The organism is Yoonia sp. R2-816, assembly GCF_046762905.1.
Taxonomy (GTDB): Bacteria; Pseudomonadota; Alphaproteobacteria; order Rhodobacterales; family Rhodobacteraceae; genus Yoonia.
The window spans coordinates 56,385-69,817 of record NZ_JBKQXN010000350.1 but is presented as its reverse complement, the minus strand read 5'-3'; the positions used below and the strand labels follow the sequence as shown (position 1 = coordinate 69,817).

Sequence of the window (13,433 nt, the reverse complement as noted above, 5' to 3'; positions counted from 1 at the left end):
TTTGGACACAAATATCGGTTGCATTCTTTTTACTGACTTTCACCTTTTGGCGGTAACAAATCTGCGACAATCGCGGTGAAATCCTTGTCCAGATATGTGCGCGCCTTGAACAGCAGTACCGGGATCGGGCTGGCGGGTTCGCGGACCCGAAAATACTCTTCCACCGCGCTGATCAGCGGGGCCACTGCCGAACGGTCCGCGATGTCTGGCCGTGGGCCGGGATCGGCATCTGCTGCCGTTTCCGCTTGCCCCGCCCCTTCGCCTGCCAGCATTTTCAGCCGGTCCATGTATAACACGAAACCGGTGTCGGACCCGAACGTAATCTTGGTCTGGTTGGCCTGTTCCGGCATCAGCGTTTCGATCGCTTCGACCAGCGGGCGCCCGACCAGCAGACGGGCCTGCGTGATCAGCAAAAGTGCCGGGGCTGCTGGTTCGTGGGTTGCAAGGTAACCCTCGACCGTGTTCAGGATTTGCAGGGCGGCTGCCCGGTTTGGCACACTGGTTTTGACGGCAGGCGCTGCGGGTGCTGGCTGGGCGGGCGCGGTTGCTGCGTCTGGCGCAGGCTCTGCCCCTTCGGCGGTCTCTTCGACCGGCTGTGCAGGCGCTTCAACTGGCGCTTCGCCCTCTGCCGACCAGGGTTTCAGATCGCTGCGCCCATTGTGGATCAGATCCTGAATATCCGCGATTACCTTCAGCGTATCACCTAATGATGGCGTGAATGGATTGTCGAGGCGCAGGCAGGCCGATTTGATCCGGGTCAGCGCGTCAGCGGCTTTGGACAGGGCGGCATGTGATGCTTCTACCGCGTCCCGGTTTCCCGGGGCCGCGATCTCGGACAGCATGGCGCCGCTATTCAACCCAACCTCACCTTTGCGCGGCTCTGCCCCGCCTGTCGCCACGGTATAGCGGCGCAGGCTGACCTCGCCTGCGCCGGCCAGATTGGCGTGCTGCAGCGGCAAAATCACCATGCTGGAATTGCCCAATTCATCAATGCTGCCGCGCCGATCAGATGCATCCTGCGGGTGGGCATCGTCGGGCCGGGTCTCAAGCAGAATGGCCAGCCCTTCGACCGCATCGGCAAAATCAGGTAGCCGACCGGCCAGGATCATCATCCGCGCCAGCAGCGACAGCAGGCGCGCATCGCGGCTGCGCTTGAGCAGGGCAGTTATGGTCTTTTTCTCGTCCGCGTGGGCGATGGATTTGGGATCGAACAAGGTTCCCGGTGTGTAGTCGTCATCCGGGTCCTTGATGCCGGGCACGAAATAGCGTTCGGGCATCCGGCTTTCGGCTTCGAAATAGTAGTCGACAAAGGCCGCGTCGTCGGTGGCTTCCAGATTTGGCCCGCAGGGCGCATCATCCGACACCGGTTCACTGAGCCAGTCGAAACTCATGACTTATCCTTTTGGAGTGACAGCATTTTCAAAGCGCAGCGTACCCGATTAAATCTGCTATCAAGCGTGCCGCGACAGCGGGGAAGGGTCAAGCAGGGGATTCCAGACCTTTCACGTCTGTGGCCTATTTGCGCGCTGCCGCAACGGCGGCGGCATAGCTTTCGGCAAAGTGCTGAAGGAACACATCCAGCATCCCGTTTTCATGATTGGCAACCTTGGCGTCCCAGCGTTTGACGTATTCTTCCCAGGCCTTGCGCCGTCCGCCTGCCAGCAAGCCGCCACCGGTCGATTCTTCAATAGCCTCCGGGGCGAGGTCGGCGAGTAGTTTGATCAGCGCAGGCTGGATCGCGGCAAACACCGCCATCTGGTGCGTCTTCACGTCGTTCAATGCCGATGTCATCCCTTCGCCGCCGGTCATGAAACCTTCGCGCGGTTGTACAAACATGACCTCGAGCGCCTGGGTCGGGTCGGGCAGGAATTTCAGCGGGTTGTTATTGGCGGCCCCCATCATGGTCCGGTCGCCGCCACGGGTGAATTTCTTGGCCGCTGCCCTGTCCTGCAGCAACGCCATCAGTTCGGCGGCAGCAGTTCGCATCGTCTGCCCAAGTTCGCGGGCAAGTGCCTCACCATCCGCCGTACTGCCCGGCGGTGGCGGTGGTAAACCCGCCCCTTCACAGAACGCCTTCAGGATCGCGGCGCCGTTATCGGGTGGTGGTGCTGGCGTGGGCGATGGTGTGGCCGCCTGCGGCTGCTGCGGGGTAGGGCCGGGCATGGGTGATGGGGCTGCAGGGATCGGGCTGTCACCAAAGGGTGAATCCGATGCGCCAAAGGGCGACGGAGCTGCCGCAGGCACCGGCGCGGATGGCGATGGTTCGGGTGCCGGTGCAGGCTGCGGCGCGACGGGGTTCACGATAAAGTCGCTGGCAAAATCCTCGAACGCCCGCGGGTCGGGGCGCGGGCTGACATCAACCGGGGCGGCGGGGGTGGATGACACGGCCCAGGGATCACTGTCTTCGAATTGCGGTGCCGGGGTCATCGCCTGGGGCGGCGGCGGGGCTGCCGCGATACCTGCGCCAAGATCAACAACGATAAAGTAATTGCCAACCTGAAACCGGTCGCCCTGCTTTAGCTGATAGGCCCCTTCGATCCGGTGGCGCTGGCCATCCAGAAACACGCCGTTGGTGGATACATCGGTCAGCCAATAGGCCCCGTCACGATAGCTGATGTCGAAATGATGGCCCGAGATATGCTTTTGCGGATCAGGCAATGTCCAGTCCATCGCGGCAGAACGCCCGGCGCTCATGCCCGCACCCGTCACCGTAGCCGAGGTCGGCCCGCCGTCAGGCAAGCTGTCATAATTCTCGATCCGCAGTGTCAGGGTCATGCCACGCCGTACCAGTCAAATGGGGTCAGGGACCGCTAATAAACCTTGAAGAGAGATTCTGCCATGTCGATAAACCGGGCGAGGAAAATGGGGCGGCGTGACAGATCGGCGCGGGCCAGACACGACAGGATCGCCGTGTTGATCGCGCGCGGCGCGCGGCTGTGATGCACAGGGGCCGGATCATTGGGGGCGATGGACCCGCCAGACCATCCCACGGCCAATGCCAGATGCACACCGGGCGATTTGGCGGGGGCCCACAGCGCCTCTCGCATTACGTGATGGCGCATGGCGTCGTCGGGGCGCCCGATCCAGCCCGCCACAAGTTCCATCATCTGCCGGTCCAGCGGGGTCAGCGCATCTGGCATGTTGCGCAAGCATTCATGCCCCCACCAGATCGCCAGCTTGGGCTGGATGGCAAAGGCGGTGAATGTAATCGCCTCTTCCGGGGTCGTCGACTGGCGCAGGCGCATCAGGTAGTCCAGCGCCTCTTCCTCGGGGCGCGGGCGCTGCTGGGTCACTTCGGCCAGTTGCGGGATGGCCACGTAAAGATCAGCCAGTGTTTCATACCGTGTGGCTACCGCGGGCGGTCGTGTCTTTTCTTCGTCAAGCGGTGGCGCATCATCGGGTGACATGAACGGGCGGATCCAATCACATGAGGCGGCAGAAGGTGCCGCGAGGAATACGCACAAGTTTCCGCAGTTGACCCGCGGGCGTCAAGGACGGTTTTGGATTTACAAGTAGCGAAGGATCGGAAATGGCGTGCCAGCGCGAGAGTTCCGACAGGTGGTCACTGCAATACTGGTAGTGAACAGCAAACGGCGGCCAATTGGTTGACCGCCGTTTTTCGAGTTATTCAAATGGTTCAGCTGTCTTGCCCCACCGGTCCGGCAAAGTGCTGTGCCATTGTGTCTGCGGCGTGCGTCACATCCTCGGGGTTGTCGTAGAAGTCAAACTGCGTGACGTCTTCCAGCATCTGTAATGTTGCATCACCGCTGAACCCTTCGAGGAAGCTGCGAACACCCTGCGGAATTGCGGCCGCTTCGGAATGCACAATGGCGAGCGGTTGGGTCAGCCGGTTTGGGTTATCAGCCGGATGATATGTCAGCCAGCCTTCCCAGCCTGCGTTGTTCCACTGGTTGTCATATTCCGGGATCGCGCCGCGATCGGCCTCGTAATAATAACCGCCGATGGGCATCAATACGCCTTCGGCACCTTCGGGACCAGCGGCGGGGATGATCTGGCCACCCGCCGCTTCGGCGGCGCGGCTCGCTGCGATCAGGCCCTGCACGCTTTCTTCGCCACCATAGACAGCATTCACGATCTCTTCGTTTTGCAGCCACGGCGCCACAAGTCCGATCCGTTGGACAAGGTCATTCCCGGCGACAGCATCAATCATATAGCCAGCCGAGGCGCAGATGCCCAAGCCGTTGATCTGTGTCGGGTCGACCTCTGGCAGGGTCGCCACGAAGTCGAACGCAGCGCGGATGTCGGATGTCTTTGCCTCCGGGCTTTCGACAAAGCGCACATTCTGTGGCAGGTCGCCGGATTTGCCCCAGCCGCGGAAGTCGAATGTGAAGGCGGCAAAGCCGCGTTCGACCATTTCCTCGGCATAGATGCGGGGCATCTGTTCTTCGACGCTGGTCCATGCGCCGGTGACGACAACTGTGGGCAGGGCGCTGCCATCGTGGCCTTCGGGCAGATAAAGCGTGCCGGACAGCGTGGCCCCTTCGTTTTCAAAGGTCAGCGTGCGGGTTTCGACCTGCGCGATGGCCGCAGTTGAGGCCATGAGGAATGCAGCGGTGGTGAGTGAGAAGGTTTTCATTTGGGATCTCCTTGAGTTGCGTTGTTAAGAGGGATTCAGGAACCGGGCGTATTGCGCACGAAGGGGTTTCCACGTTCGGCTGTGGCGATGAATGTCATCGCGTTGACCTTCCAGCCATCCTGGGTGCGTTCGAAGCCATGCTCGTAAGTGCCCCAAACCTCCCAAAGCGCCTCGCCGCCGTTTTCGGGCAAGGCGCCGCTTTCCATACGGTTCCAGGCATAGCCATGCGAAACCATCGTGGCCGCGTCATCGCCGTGGAATGTCACGCGATGATTACCGCGTAGGTGGAACGAGGTCTTTTCTTCGGTCAGATTTGCGGACCATCCGGCGATCAGACCATCAGCCGGGATCGTTGCAGGCTCTCCCCCGACAAGTGACGTGAAATCGACTGTGATTTCGTCGGTGAAAAAGCTGCGGGTCAGCTCCCAGTCCTTGGCGTCGACACCAGCGTCGATGGCATCTGCGATGCGCACCACCTCGGCCTGAGCGGTCAGATTTTCTGCGGTGATGGGATCACCCGCCAATGTTGGTGTATCGGCCATGGCGAAGTTTGTTGCAGCGATCAGCGCTGTTGCGGCAGTGAGGGCTTTCATTGTCTGTCTCCTTGGTCTTGGATGTCTTGTTGCGATGACCAAAGAGATACGGGAACGCCGGTTGAATTAATTGAACCGGCCTGCGCGGTTTTTGTAGGATTCCGCTTTTTGAAGATATCGGCTCAGGCCGCGCGCGCGGACCTGAACTGCCGCGGCGTTTGCCCGGTGACCTGCTTGAAGCTGCGTGAAAAATGCGCCTGGTCGGCAAAGCCGCAGGCGAGCGCCACATCTCCCAGGGGGCGGGTGGCATCTTCCATCATCTTCATGGCCTGCTCGATCCTGTAGGCCAATACATATTGCATTGGGGTTGACCCAAGCGTTTCCTTGAACACCCGCGAGAAATGCGACGGGCTCATCCCGGCTTCGCCTGCCAGTTCATCAACCGTGATGGTTTGATCCAGCCGGACACGGATGAAGGCAAGGACCCGGTTGTAGTGGCTGGAGGTGAAGCGCGCGCTTAGCGCAATGTCCTCAGCGCGGCGTTTGCCATATCGCTGCAAGAGCTTGACCAGCAACACCCGGCTCATGGCTTCGAACATCACGCCGGATGAGATGTCATCGCTTTCAAGCGCGTCGCGCAATATCACACCGGCAGCGCACAGGTCCGGGTCGGAAAACTGCGGTTCGTCGTTGAACTGCTGCGGATCGAGGAGCAGGCCCAATTCGGTTTGCGCGAACTTCGCGACCTTTGCCGGGTCCAGCGTGACGATAATGACATCGCTCTTGGCAAACCACCGCCAGCCAGAACGCATGCCTGCAGGTGTCACGATAATATCGTTTTTTTGAAGTGTGAAATCGCGCATCTTGCCATCGCGGGTATTCTGCACGCGATGCGCATTTTCCTGCAAGTTCAGCAGGATATGGTGTTCGGCAAAAACATCCTCTGGCATGGTATCGGGTTCGGCCTGAAAATACCGCACCGACATCAATGCGGCGGCAGAGCTCTGTTCATGCGTATCGCTGTTCAGAAGCGGGAGCGATGGAAAGATATCGGCGTAGCGGCGCGGCATGGGTCATCCTTTGACGGTGAAAATAGGACATAACGGTCAATAATCGAGATGGGCCTGCACAATTGGTAGTCGCGGTCTTGCCCAGCAGGATGAGATCGGCAAGAAGTCAATGACGCAAGGTCATGATGGACCGGATCGACCGTCGCCATGCATGTTTCGGCAAAACGAAGGAGACGTCAGATATATGCGCCCTGTGCTGGTTTATCGGTGGATCGTGTTTCTGCTGGCGGGTGGCTACTGCATCCGCACCCTGATTTTTTCCGACTTCACCGGCAATTTTGGTGGGCCGTTCCGGTATCTGACAATCTGGGCGCTGTTCTTCTCATTCTTTGCCGCCAGTCGGATGATGGCGATCGAAGAGGGCCGCAGCACCCGCCGCTGGGATGGTCTGGTTTGCATGACTGCTGTCATCAACACGATGGTCGTGTTTCTTTACTGGCGGCTTTACTTTGCCGATCCCAATTCCGTCACCGATGATGGCCAGTTACGTGCATGGTATCTGGAGATGTATTTGCACTTGCTGGGGCCATTGCTGCAGGTGATCGACGCCATTTTCATTCATCGCAGTTTTCACCGGCTCAGGGGCGCAGTCGTATGGCTGGTTGGTGTCATCGGGGTTTATGTGCTGTGGGCGGAATTGATTGTGCAGGGGTTCAACCAAAGACCCGAAGGCACGGTGACATCGGGCCTGCCCTATCCGTTTCTGAACAATCTGGAATTGGCGGAACGCGCGGTTTTCTATGGTAGCAATCTGGCGACTGGCGTTGTCCTGTTGCTGATCTACGCCGGAATATCCTGGATTTTCAGGCGCCGATTTCCTGTGCCAGCAACGCCTTGAGCCCGGATTTGTAGTCGGGGTAAAGCAACTCTACCCCCAGTTCATCCTTGATCCGGTCGTTCCGCACCTTCTTGCTTTCGGCATAAAAGCTGCGGGCCATGGGCGACATCTCGGCGGTCTCGAAATCTTCGGCTGGCGGGACCGGCAGGTCCAGCAATTCGGCAGCATAGGCGATCACGTCCTCTGGCGGGGCGGGGTCGTTGTCGCAGACATTATAGGCGGCACCGGGGTTCGGTCGCGCGATAGATGCTGCAAGGACCCGCGCAATATCGGCCACATGGGTCCGGCTGAACACCTGCCCCGGCTTGATGATCCGGCGCGCCGTGCCATTGCGGACCTTGGAAAACGGCCCACGTCCGGGGCCGTAGATACCGGCCAGCCGAAAGATATGCAGGGGCAGGCCGGGGATGGCGGCCCATGCCGCCTCGGCCTCGACCCTTGCAATCCCGCGTTTGGTGGCGGGGGTCAGGGCGGTGTTTTCGTCCACCCAATCGCCATCGTGATCGCCGTAGACGCCAGTGGTGGAGAGGTACCCCACCCATGCAAACTGGCGGGCGCGCTGGGCAATCGCGTCCTGCAATTCCGCCAGCACCGGATCGCCATCGTCCCCCGGTGCCGCAGAAATCAACAGATGGGTCGCGGCATCCAGTGCGGGGCCCATATCCGCCCCCGGCCAGATGCGCGGTTCGATCCCTTCATTCATCAGACGGGCGGCCTTATCCTCTGACCTTGTGGTGCCAATAATCCGCCAATCCTGCGGCAACAGAATACGGGACAAGGCACGGGCGCTATAGCCATGGCCAAAGGAAAGCAGCGTTTTGGTCATAGGTCCTGTCCTGCCTTAGCTGTTGGGAATGCGCAAGCCTGTGATAATATGCGGACCATGGCTGATGATCCTGATGTAAACGATGCATATGCGCTGAAATCCCCCGAGGATGTCAAAGCGCTCTATCAGACATGGGCGCATAGCTATGACACCGCCTTTCACGATGGGCAGGGCTATCAGTTGCCGCGCGAGGTTGCGGCCGGTTTTCTGGCCGGCAACGGGCGCGGCCCGGTTTTGGATGTGGGGGCCGGCACGGGGCTGGTGGGGCAACATCTGAGGGCGGCTGGCATCAATCCGATCGACGGGGTCGATCTGTCGGACGACATGCTGCGCGTCGCCGACATGAAGGGGCATTACCGGCATCTGATGGCGGGCGACATCACCAGACCGCTGTCGCTCAAGGGCGAACCCTATGCGGGGGTGGTCAGCGCGGGCACCTTCACGTTCGGCCATGTCGGACCGGGTGCGTTGCAGCACCTGCTGGACGTGGCCGACACTGGCGCTGTCTTTGCGATCTCGGTCAACGCGGCCCATTTCGAAGCGGATGGGTTTGGCCCTGCGCTGGAGGCTCTGTCCGACCGGATCACCGACCTAAATTTCCGGCAGGTCCGCATTTATGACGACCGGGCAGATGAGGCGCACCGCAATGACATGGCGCGACTGGTTTTGTTTCGAAAAGCCTAAGCCGCGTAGTTCGACCCTTCGTTATCCAAGATCGCCTTAAGTTCTGCCAAATGCCGCACATCCTGTTCTGGATAGCTCTCCAGCTCTTGCGCGGTCTTTTCGGCCACGTCATCCGGCAACACGCGCAGGGGCTGACCGGTTTGCAGGGCGCGGATATAGGTTTCGCAAGCGCGCTCAAAATAGAACATCCGGTTGAAGGTCTCGGCCACGCTATCGCCAATGATCAGCACACCGTGATTGCCCATGATCATCACCTTCTTCTTCGGGTCAGTGAACAGGGCGGCGCAGCGTTCGCCTTCGCTTTCAAAGGCTAGACCGCCATAGCCATCATCAATCACATAGCGATTGAAGAAGGTGCAGCAGTTCTGGTCAATCGGGGGTAGGCGGCTGTCGGCCAGTGAGGCAAGAACCGTGGCAAAGATCGAATGCACATGCATCGCACAACGGGCATGGGGCACCAGCCGGTGAATGCCGCCATGCAGGCCCCAGGCAGTCGGGTCTGGCGCATTTGGACCCTTCAGCGTTTCGGGATCATTGGCATCCACCACGATCATGTCACTGGCCTTGATCCGCGAAAAATGCATCTGGTTGGGGTTCATCAGAAACCGGGTGCCGTCATCGTTTATTGCCAGACTGAAATGATTGGCCACGGCCTCATGCATGTTCAGACGGGCGGTCCAGCGAAAGGCGGCGGCCAGATCAACACGCTCAGCCCAGTGGGTCAGGTTTTCTGTGGGTTTGTTCATCACCGCTCCCTTGGATTTGGCTGGCACGCGCGCTAAGGATGCCGCAAACGCCCACTGAAAGAAAGCCGCGCTGATGAGCATGAATATCGCCCTTGTGGGTATCGGCAAGATCGCGGTCGATCAGCATGTCCCGTCAATCAATGCCAGCAGCGATTGGACCCTGGCCGCCACCGTCAGCCGGTCGGGAACCGTCGATGGGGTGCCTGCCTTCACCGATTTCGACCAGATGCTGACAGAGCGGTCGGACATCCCAGTTGTCTCTCTCTGCCTGCCGCCCGTGCCGCGCTATGATTACGCGGCCAAGGCGATTGCGGGGGGTCGCCACGTGATGCTGGAAAAACCACCCGGTGCGACACTGGCCGAGGTGCAGGCGCTGGACGCCATGGCGCGCGACGCGGGCGTAACCCTGTTTGCCACATGGCACAGCCGCATGGCCAAGGGGGTCGCCCCGGCCAAGGCATGGCTGGCCGATAAACAGATCGAAGCCGCCCATATAAGTTGGAAAGAGGATGTGCGCCGCTGGCATCCCGGCCAGCAATGGGTGTTTGAACCCGGCGGCATGGGTGTCTTTGATCCGGGCAGCAACGCCTTGTCGATCATGACCGAGATCTTGCCTCAGCCGGTGCATCTGCGGCAGGCAGAGCTCCTTTTCCCATCCAATTGTGACACCCCGATTGCGGCCCAACTGACATGGACCGGCAAGGTCACCGGTGATTTTGACTGGCTACAGGAAGGCCCGCAAAGCTGGGACATCACGGTTGAAACCGACGCGGGCACACTTGCGCTACATGACGGCGGCGCACGACTGCTGATCAATGGGCAAGAGGTCGAAGCCGGGGCCGACCGGGAGTACCCCGCGCTTTACGACCGGATGGCGGAATTGGTCGAAACCGGGAAATCTGACGTGGACCTATCCCCGATGATTCACGTGGCCGACGCGCTGACACTGGGCAAACGGATCACCGTCGAGGCGTTTCATTTCTAGCAGGGCCTGCCAAATGCTGCGCTATTTGTTTGGGTTTGCTCTAGACCTTTTGTCGCATTCATAGTGCCGGTAGGGGACATCGTAATCGGCCAGAACGCGAAACACCCGATGGGGATTGATCCCGGCATTATCCTGCGCAATCACCCGTACCGACCCATCGCGCTGCCGGATTTCAAACGTTGTCTCGATCATCGTTTCCTTATCGGAACCCTCGGTAATGGTTTCGATCCGTGCAACCTCTGCAATCTGTGCGAGCGGGATGTCCAACGGGAACTGCGGATGCGATATTGCCGTTTCCCAAAACAGCCTGTCGCGACTGACCGATACCTTCCATGATCCCTGCGTCGACAGAATGCGCAGAATTCTGAAACCGGCAGACAGAAAAAGTACCAGCCCAACACATGCCGCAGCCAGAAATACCGCCTTGGCCCAGACAGGGATATGTGTTGCCGGTTGGATGCCCCAAACATAAAGGACCGGAAACGCGGCACCCAGCCCCAGCCCGGTAAGATGGTAGGCGGCGACGCGGCCGCGTGATGCTGTGACAATCGTGGTCATGTGTTCACCGACCGGCAGCAATACCCAACATAATGACAGGATTATGACGCTGGGCTGTGTCTGCACATGGCACTTTGCTGGGCTGATTTGTGTTAACGCATCATTTACGGCTGCGGCGTGTGGTCCGTTTACCGGCCGGATTACAGCACAGGGGTCCGACGCAAGTCCGACGTTTTGCCGACGCGATGCCGACGGCTGTTTTTCCAATAAATGCAGGCCTTAACACTTGATTCGCCACTGTGTTGATTGACCCATGCTGCACTACCCACCGAACGTTGCGCCAGTTATTCATAAACTGCCAAAAATTTACCATTTGATAAAAAATGAAACTGTGGCAGGCTATAGATGACAAGCCACGACAGGAAGCAGCCATGTCCGACCGCCAGAACAGCCAGATGACCCCCGGTATCGCCGCTGCGCGTCTGCCAGCAGATACAATTGCTGAAAACTTCGCGGATCTGCACGCGCCCTACGCCCCGCATGAGGCCGCAGTGGCCGCTGACCGATGCTATTTCTGCCATGATGCGCCGTGTGTGACCGCCTGCCCGACCGGGATCAACATCCCCTTGTTCATCCGCCAGATCAGTACCGGCACGCCAGAGGCTGCGGCGAAAACCATCTTTGACAGCAATATCTTAGGCGGTATGTGTGCTCGCGTCTGTCCCACCGAGGATTTATGCGAACAGGCTTGCGTGCGTGAACTTGCCGAAGGCAAACCGGTTGAGATCGGTCGCCTGCAACGCCACGCGACCGATGCCCTGATGGCCAAACAAAGCCATCCCTATGAACGTGCGCTGTCTACCGGAAAATGCGTGGCCGTTGTTGGTGCGGGCCCTGCCGGTCTGGCCTGCGCGCACCGTCTGGCGATGCATGGGCATGACGTGAATATCTATGATGCTGCCGACAAACCGGGCGGTCTGAACGAATTTGGCATCGCCGCCTATAAAACAACGGACAGTTTCGCCGCCCGCGAGGTCGACTGGCTTTTGGGCATTGGCGGAATTGACATCAAATATGGTCAGCGACTTGGCGAAAACCTGTCGCTCGATTCACTGGCCGAAGCCTATGACGCCGTGTTTCTGGGCCTTGGTCTGGGCGGGGTAAATGCCTTGCGCGCGGATGGCGAAGACAAGGATGGTGTTCGCGATGCCGTTGATTTTATTGCGGATTTGCGACAGTCCAGCGACCTGACAACCCTCCCTGTTGGGCGCGACGTGGTGGTGATCGGTGGCGGGATGACCGCCGTCGACGCCGCTGTGCAATCCAAACTGCTTGGCGCCCAGAATGTCACCATTGCCTATCGGCGCGGGCGCGACGCGATGAGCGCGAGCCGTTACGAACAAGACCTCGCCGCCTCCAAAGGCGTACATCTGATGTTCAATGTGCAGCCCGTGGCGGTACATGGCAACGGGGCCGTGCGCGAGATCGAACTGGAATATACCGCCGATGACGGCGCGGGTCTGAAAGGCACGGGCGAGACGGTGCGGCTGAGGGCGGATCAGGTGTTCAAGGCCATTGGCCAGTCCCTGGAAACCGATGCCGAACTGGCACTGAACGGGCGCAAAATCGCGGTGACGGGTGCGGGCCGCACCAGCCGCGATGGCGTCTGGGCCGGGGGTGATTGTGCCAGCGGTGGCGACGATCTGACAGTGACCGCCGTGGCCGAAGGGCGCGACGCGGCTGAGGATATCCACGCCGCGCTTTCCGCCTGATCTGTGCTATGCTGGATGCGGGACGAATAGCGCTGGAGGAAGAGATGGAGACGCTCGAAACGCGCGTGGCCGCACATTACACCACGCAAGACCTGCTTGATCGCATTGAAAAAGCCCTGAAAGAACAGGGTGTTGATGTAGCAACGGTGGATAACCTCAAACCGGTGGACGAATTCCACACCGGCGGGCTGGAGGCGACGGACGCGCTGTTATCGCAGCTGGATGTCACCCCGGACATGCGCGTTCTGGATGTCGGTTGCGGGTTGGGCGGCACTGCCCGACATATCGTGCACCGCTATGGCGCGCATGTGACGGGCATTGATCTGACGCCGCTTTATGTCGAGGTCGGGCAGGCCCTGAACGCCCGCGTGCATCTGGACGAGGCCATTAACCTGCATGTCGCTTCTGCCACTGATCTGCCGATGGAAGATGCCAGTTTCGATCTGGCAACGATGTTTCATGTTGGGATGAACATCGCCGACAAGGAACATATGTTCGCAGAAATTGCCCGCGTCCTGAAACCCGGCGGCCGCTTTGCCCTGTTCGACGTGATGCGAGATGACAGCCCCGATGATCTGTTGTTTCCGGTACCGTGGTCCGAGAAATCCGAGACCTCGTTCGTTGATGCCGCATCGGTCTATCACGGTGCAGCTGAGGCAGCGGGCTTGACCCTGCACGGTCAGCGATATCGCCGTGATTTCACGCTGAGTTTCTTTGCGCATGTTTTTGAACGTATGGCAGAGGCTGGCGGCCCGCCGCCCTTGGGCATTCATCTGCTGATGGGCGACACCGCGGGCGTGAAGCTGAAAAACTACGTCGCGAATGTAGAGGCGCGCAGGCTGGCGCCGGTTGAGATGATATTTGACAAGCCCTGAGACGGGCGG

Annotated in this window: 14 protein-coding genes; 5 read left to right on the top strand and 9 right to left on the bottom strand. The window is 59.7% G+C overall.

The window, feature by feature from the left end; all coding sequences use genetic code 11:
- Positions 1-29: 29 nt before the first annotated feature.
- The 6 genes from ACFWW2_RS26255 to ACFWW2_RS26230 all read right to left on the bottom strand — a co-directional run bounded on the left by ACFWW2_RS26255 (position 30) and on the right by ACFWW2_RS26230 (position 6,200).
- On the bottom strand, positions 30-1,391 hold the full coding sequence (locus ACFWW2_RS26255; RefSeq protein ID WP_393933552.1) for an ImpA family type VI secretion system protein: 1,362 nt from the start codon (positions 1,389-1,391) through the stop codon (positions 30-32).
- A gap of 124 nt (positions 1,392-1,515) precedes the next feature.
- The gene (gene tagH, locus ACFWW2_RS26250; RefSeq protein ID WP_393933550.1) at positions 1,516-2,775 is read right to left on the bottom strand and encodes a type VI secretion system-associated FHA domain protein TagH; all 1,260 of its coding nucleotides are present in this window, start codon (positions 2,773-2,775) and stop codon (positions 1,516-1,518) included.
- A gap of 35 nt (positions 2,776-2,810) precedes the next feature.
- Positions 2,811-3,407 (bottom strand): DUF6931 family protein, encoded by a 597-nt coding sequence (locus ACFWW2_RS26245; protein ID WP_393933548.1) that lies wholly within the window; start codon positions 3,405-3,407, stop codon positions 2,811-2,813.
- A 230-nt stretch (positions 3,408-3,637) separates the two neighbouring features.
- Positions 3,638-4,597 (bottom strand): alpha/beta hydrolase, encoded by a 960-nt coding sequence (locus ACFWW2_RS26240; RefSeq protein WP_393933546.1) that lies wholly within the window; start codon positions 4,595-4,597, stop codon positions 3,638-3,640.
- Between the two features lie 35 nt (positions 4,598-4,632).
- Positions 4,633-5,190 (bottom strand): nuclear transport factor 2 family protein, encoded by a 558-nt coding sequence (locus ACFWW2_RS26235; RefSeq protein WP_393933544.1) that lies wholly within the window; start codon positions 5,188-5,190, stop codon positions 4,633-4,635.
- A 122-nt stretch (positions 5,191-5,312) separates the two neighbouring features.
- Positions 5,313-6,200, bottom strand: a complete 888-nt coding sequence (locus tag ACFWW2_RS26230) for an AraC family transcriptional regulator (protein WP_393933542.1) — start codon at positions 6,198-6,200, stop codon at positions 5,313-5,315.
- A gap of 184 nt (positions 6,201-6,384) precedes the next feature.
- Between ACFWW2_RS26230 and ACFWW2_RS26225 the strand changes: the two genes are divergently transcribed.
- On the top strand, positions 6,385-7,038 hold the full coding sequence (locus ACFWW2_RS26225; protein WP_393933540.1) for a hypothetical protein: 654 nt from the start codon (positions 6,385-6,387) through the stop codon (positions 7,036-7,038).
- Here ACFWW2_RS26225 and ACFWW2_RS26220 read toward each other — a convergent pair.
- On the bottom strand, positions 7,004-7,864 hold the full coding sequence (locus ACFWW2_RS26220) for an SDR family oxidoreductase (protein ID WP_393933538.1): 861 nt from the start codon (positions 7,862-7,864) through the stop codon (positions 7,004-7,006). The two genes, ACFWW2_RS26225 and ACFWW2_RS26220, sit on opposite strands and share 35 nt — an antisense overlap.
- A 57-nt stretch (positions 7,865-7,921) precedes the next feature.
- On the opposite strand from ACFWW2_RS26220, the gene ACFWW2_RS26215 reads away from it, so the two are divergent.
- Complete coding sequence (locus ACFWW2_RS26215) at positions 7,922-8,548, top strand: class I SAM-dependent DNA methyltransferase (RefSeq protein WP_393933536.1); 627 nt, start codon at positions 7,922-7,924, stop codon at positions 8,546-8,548.
- On the opposite strand, the gene ACFWW2_RS26210 is transcribed toward ACFWW2_RS26215, so the two are convergent.
- The gene (locus tag ACFWW2_RS26210; protein ID WP_393933534.1) at positions 8,545-9,294 is read right to left on the bottom strand and encodes a class II aldolase and adducin N-terminal domain-containing protein; all 750 of its coding nucleotides are present in this window, start codon (positions 9,292-9,294) and stop codon (positions 8,545-8,547) included. The two genes, ACFWW2_RS26215 and ACFWW2_RS26210, sit on opposite strands and share 4 nt — an antisense overlap.
- Positions 9,295-9,373: 79 nt before the next feature.
- Here ACFWW2_RS26210 and ACFWW2_RS26205 point away from each other — a divergent pair, with 79 nt between their 5' ends.
- Positions 9,374-10,279, top strand: a complete 906-nt coding sequence (locus ACFWW2_RS26205; protein WP_393933658.1) for a Gfo/Idh/MocA family protein — start codon at positions 9,374-9,376, stop codon at positions 10,277-10,279.
- 21 nt (positions 10,280-10,300) lie between these two features.
- On the opposite strand, the gene ACFWW2_RS26200 is transcribed toward ACFWW2_RS26205, so the two are convergent.
- On the bottom strand, positions 10,301-10,837 hold the full coding sequence (locus ACFWW2_RS26200; RefSeq protein WP_393933532.1) for a hypothetical protein: 537 nt from the start codon (positions 10,835-10,837) through the stop codon (positions 10,301-10,303).
- A gap of 371 nt (positions 10,838-11,208) precedes the next feature.
- On the opposite strand from ACFWW2_RS26200, the gene ACFWW2_RS26195 reads away from it, so the two are divergent.
- Both ACFWW2_RS26195 and ACFWW2_RS26190 read left to right on the top strand, forming a co-directional pair.
- The gene (locus ACFWW2_RS26195; RefSeq protein ID WP_393933656.1) at positions 11,209-12,549 is read left to right on the top strand and encodes an NAD(P)-dependent oxidoreductase; all 1,341 of its coding nucleotides are present in this window, start codon (positions 11,209-11,211) and stop codon (positions 12,547-12,549) included.
- An 8-nt stretch (positions 12,550-12,557) separates the two neighbouring features.
- Positions 12,558-13,424 (top strand): class I SAM-dependent methyltransferase, encoded by an 867-nt coding sequence (locus ACFWW2_RS26190; protein ID WP_393933530.1) that lies wholly within the window; start codon positions 12,558-12,560, stop codon positions 13,422-13,424.
- The last annotated feature ends 9 nt before the right edge of the window (positions 13,425-13,433 follow it).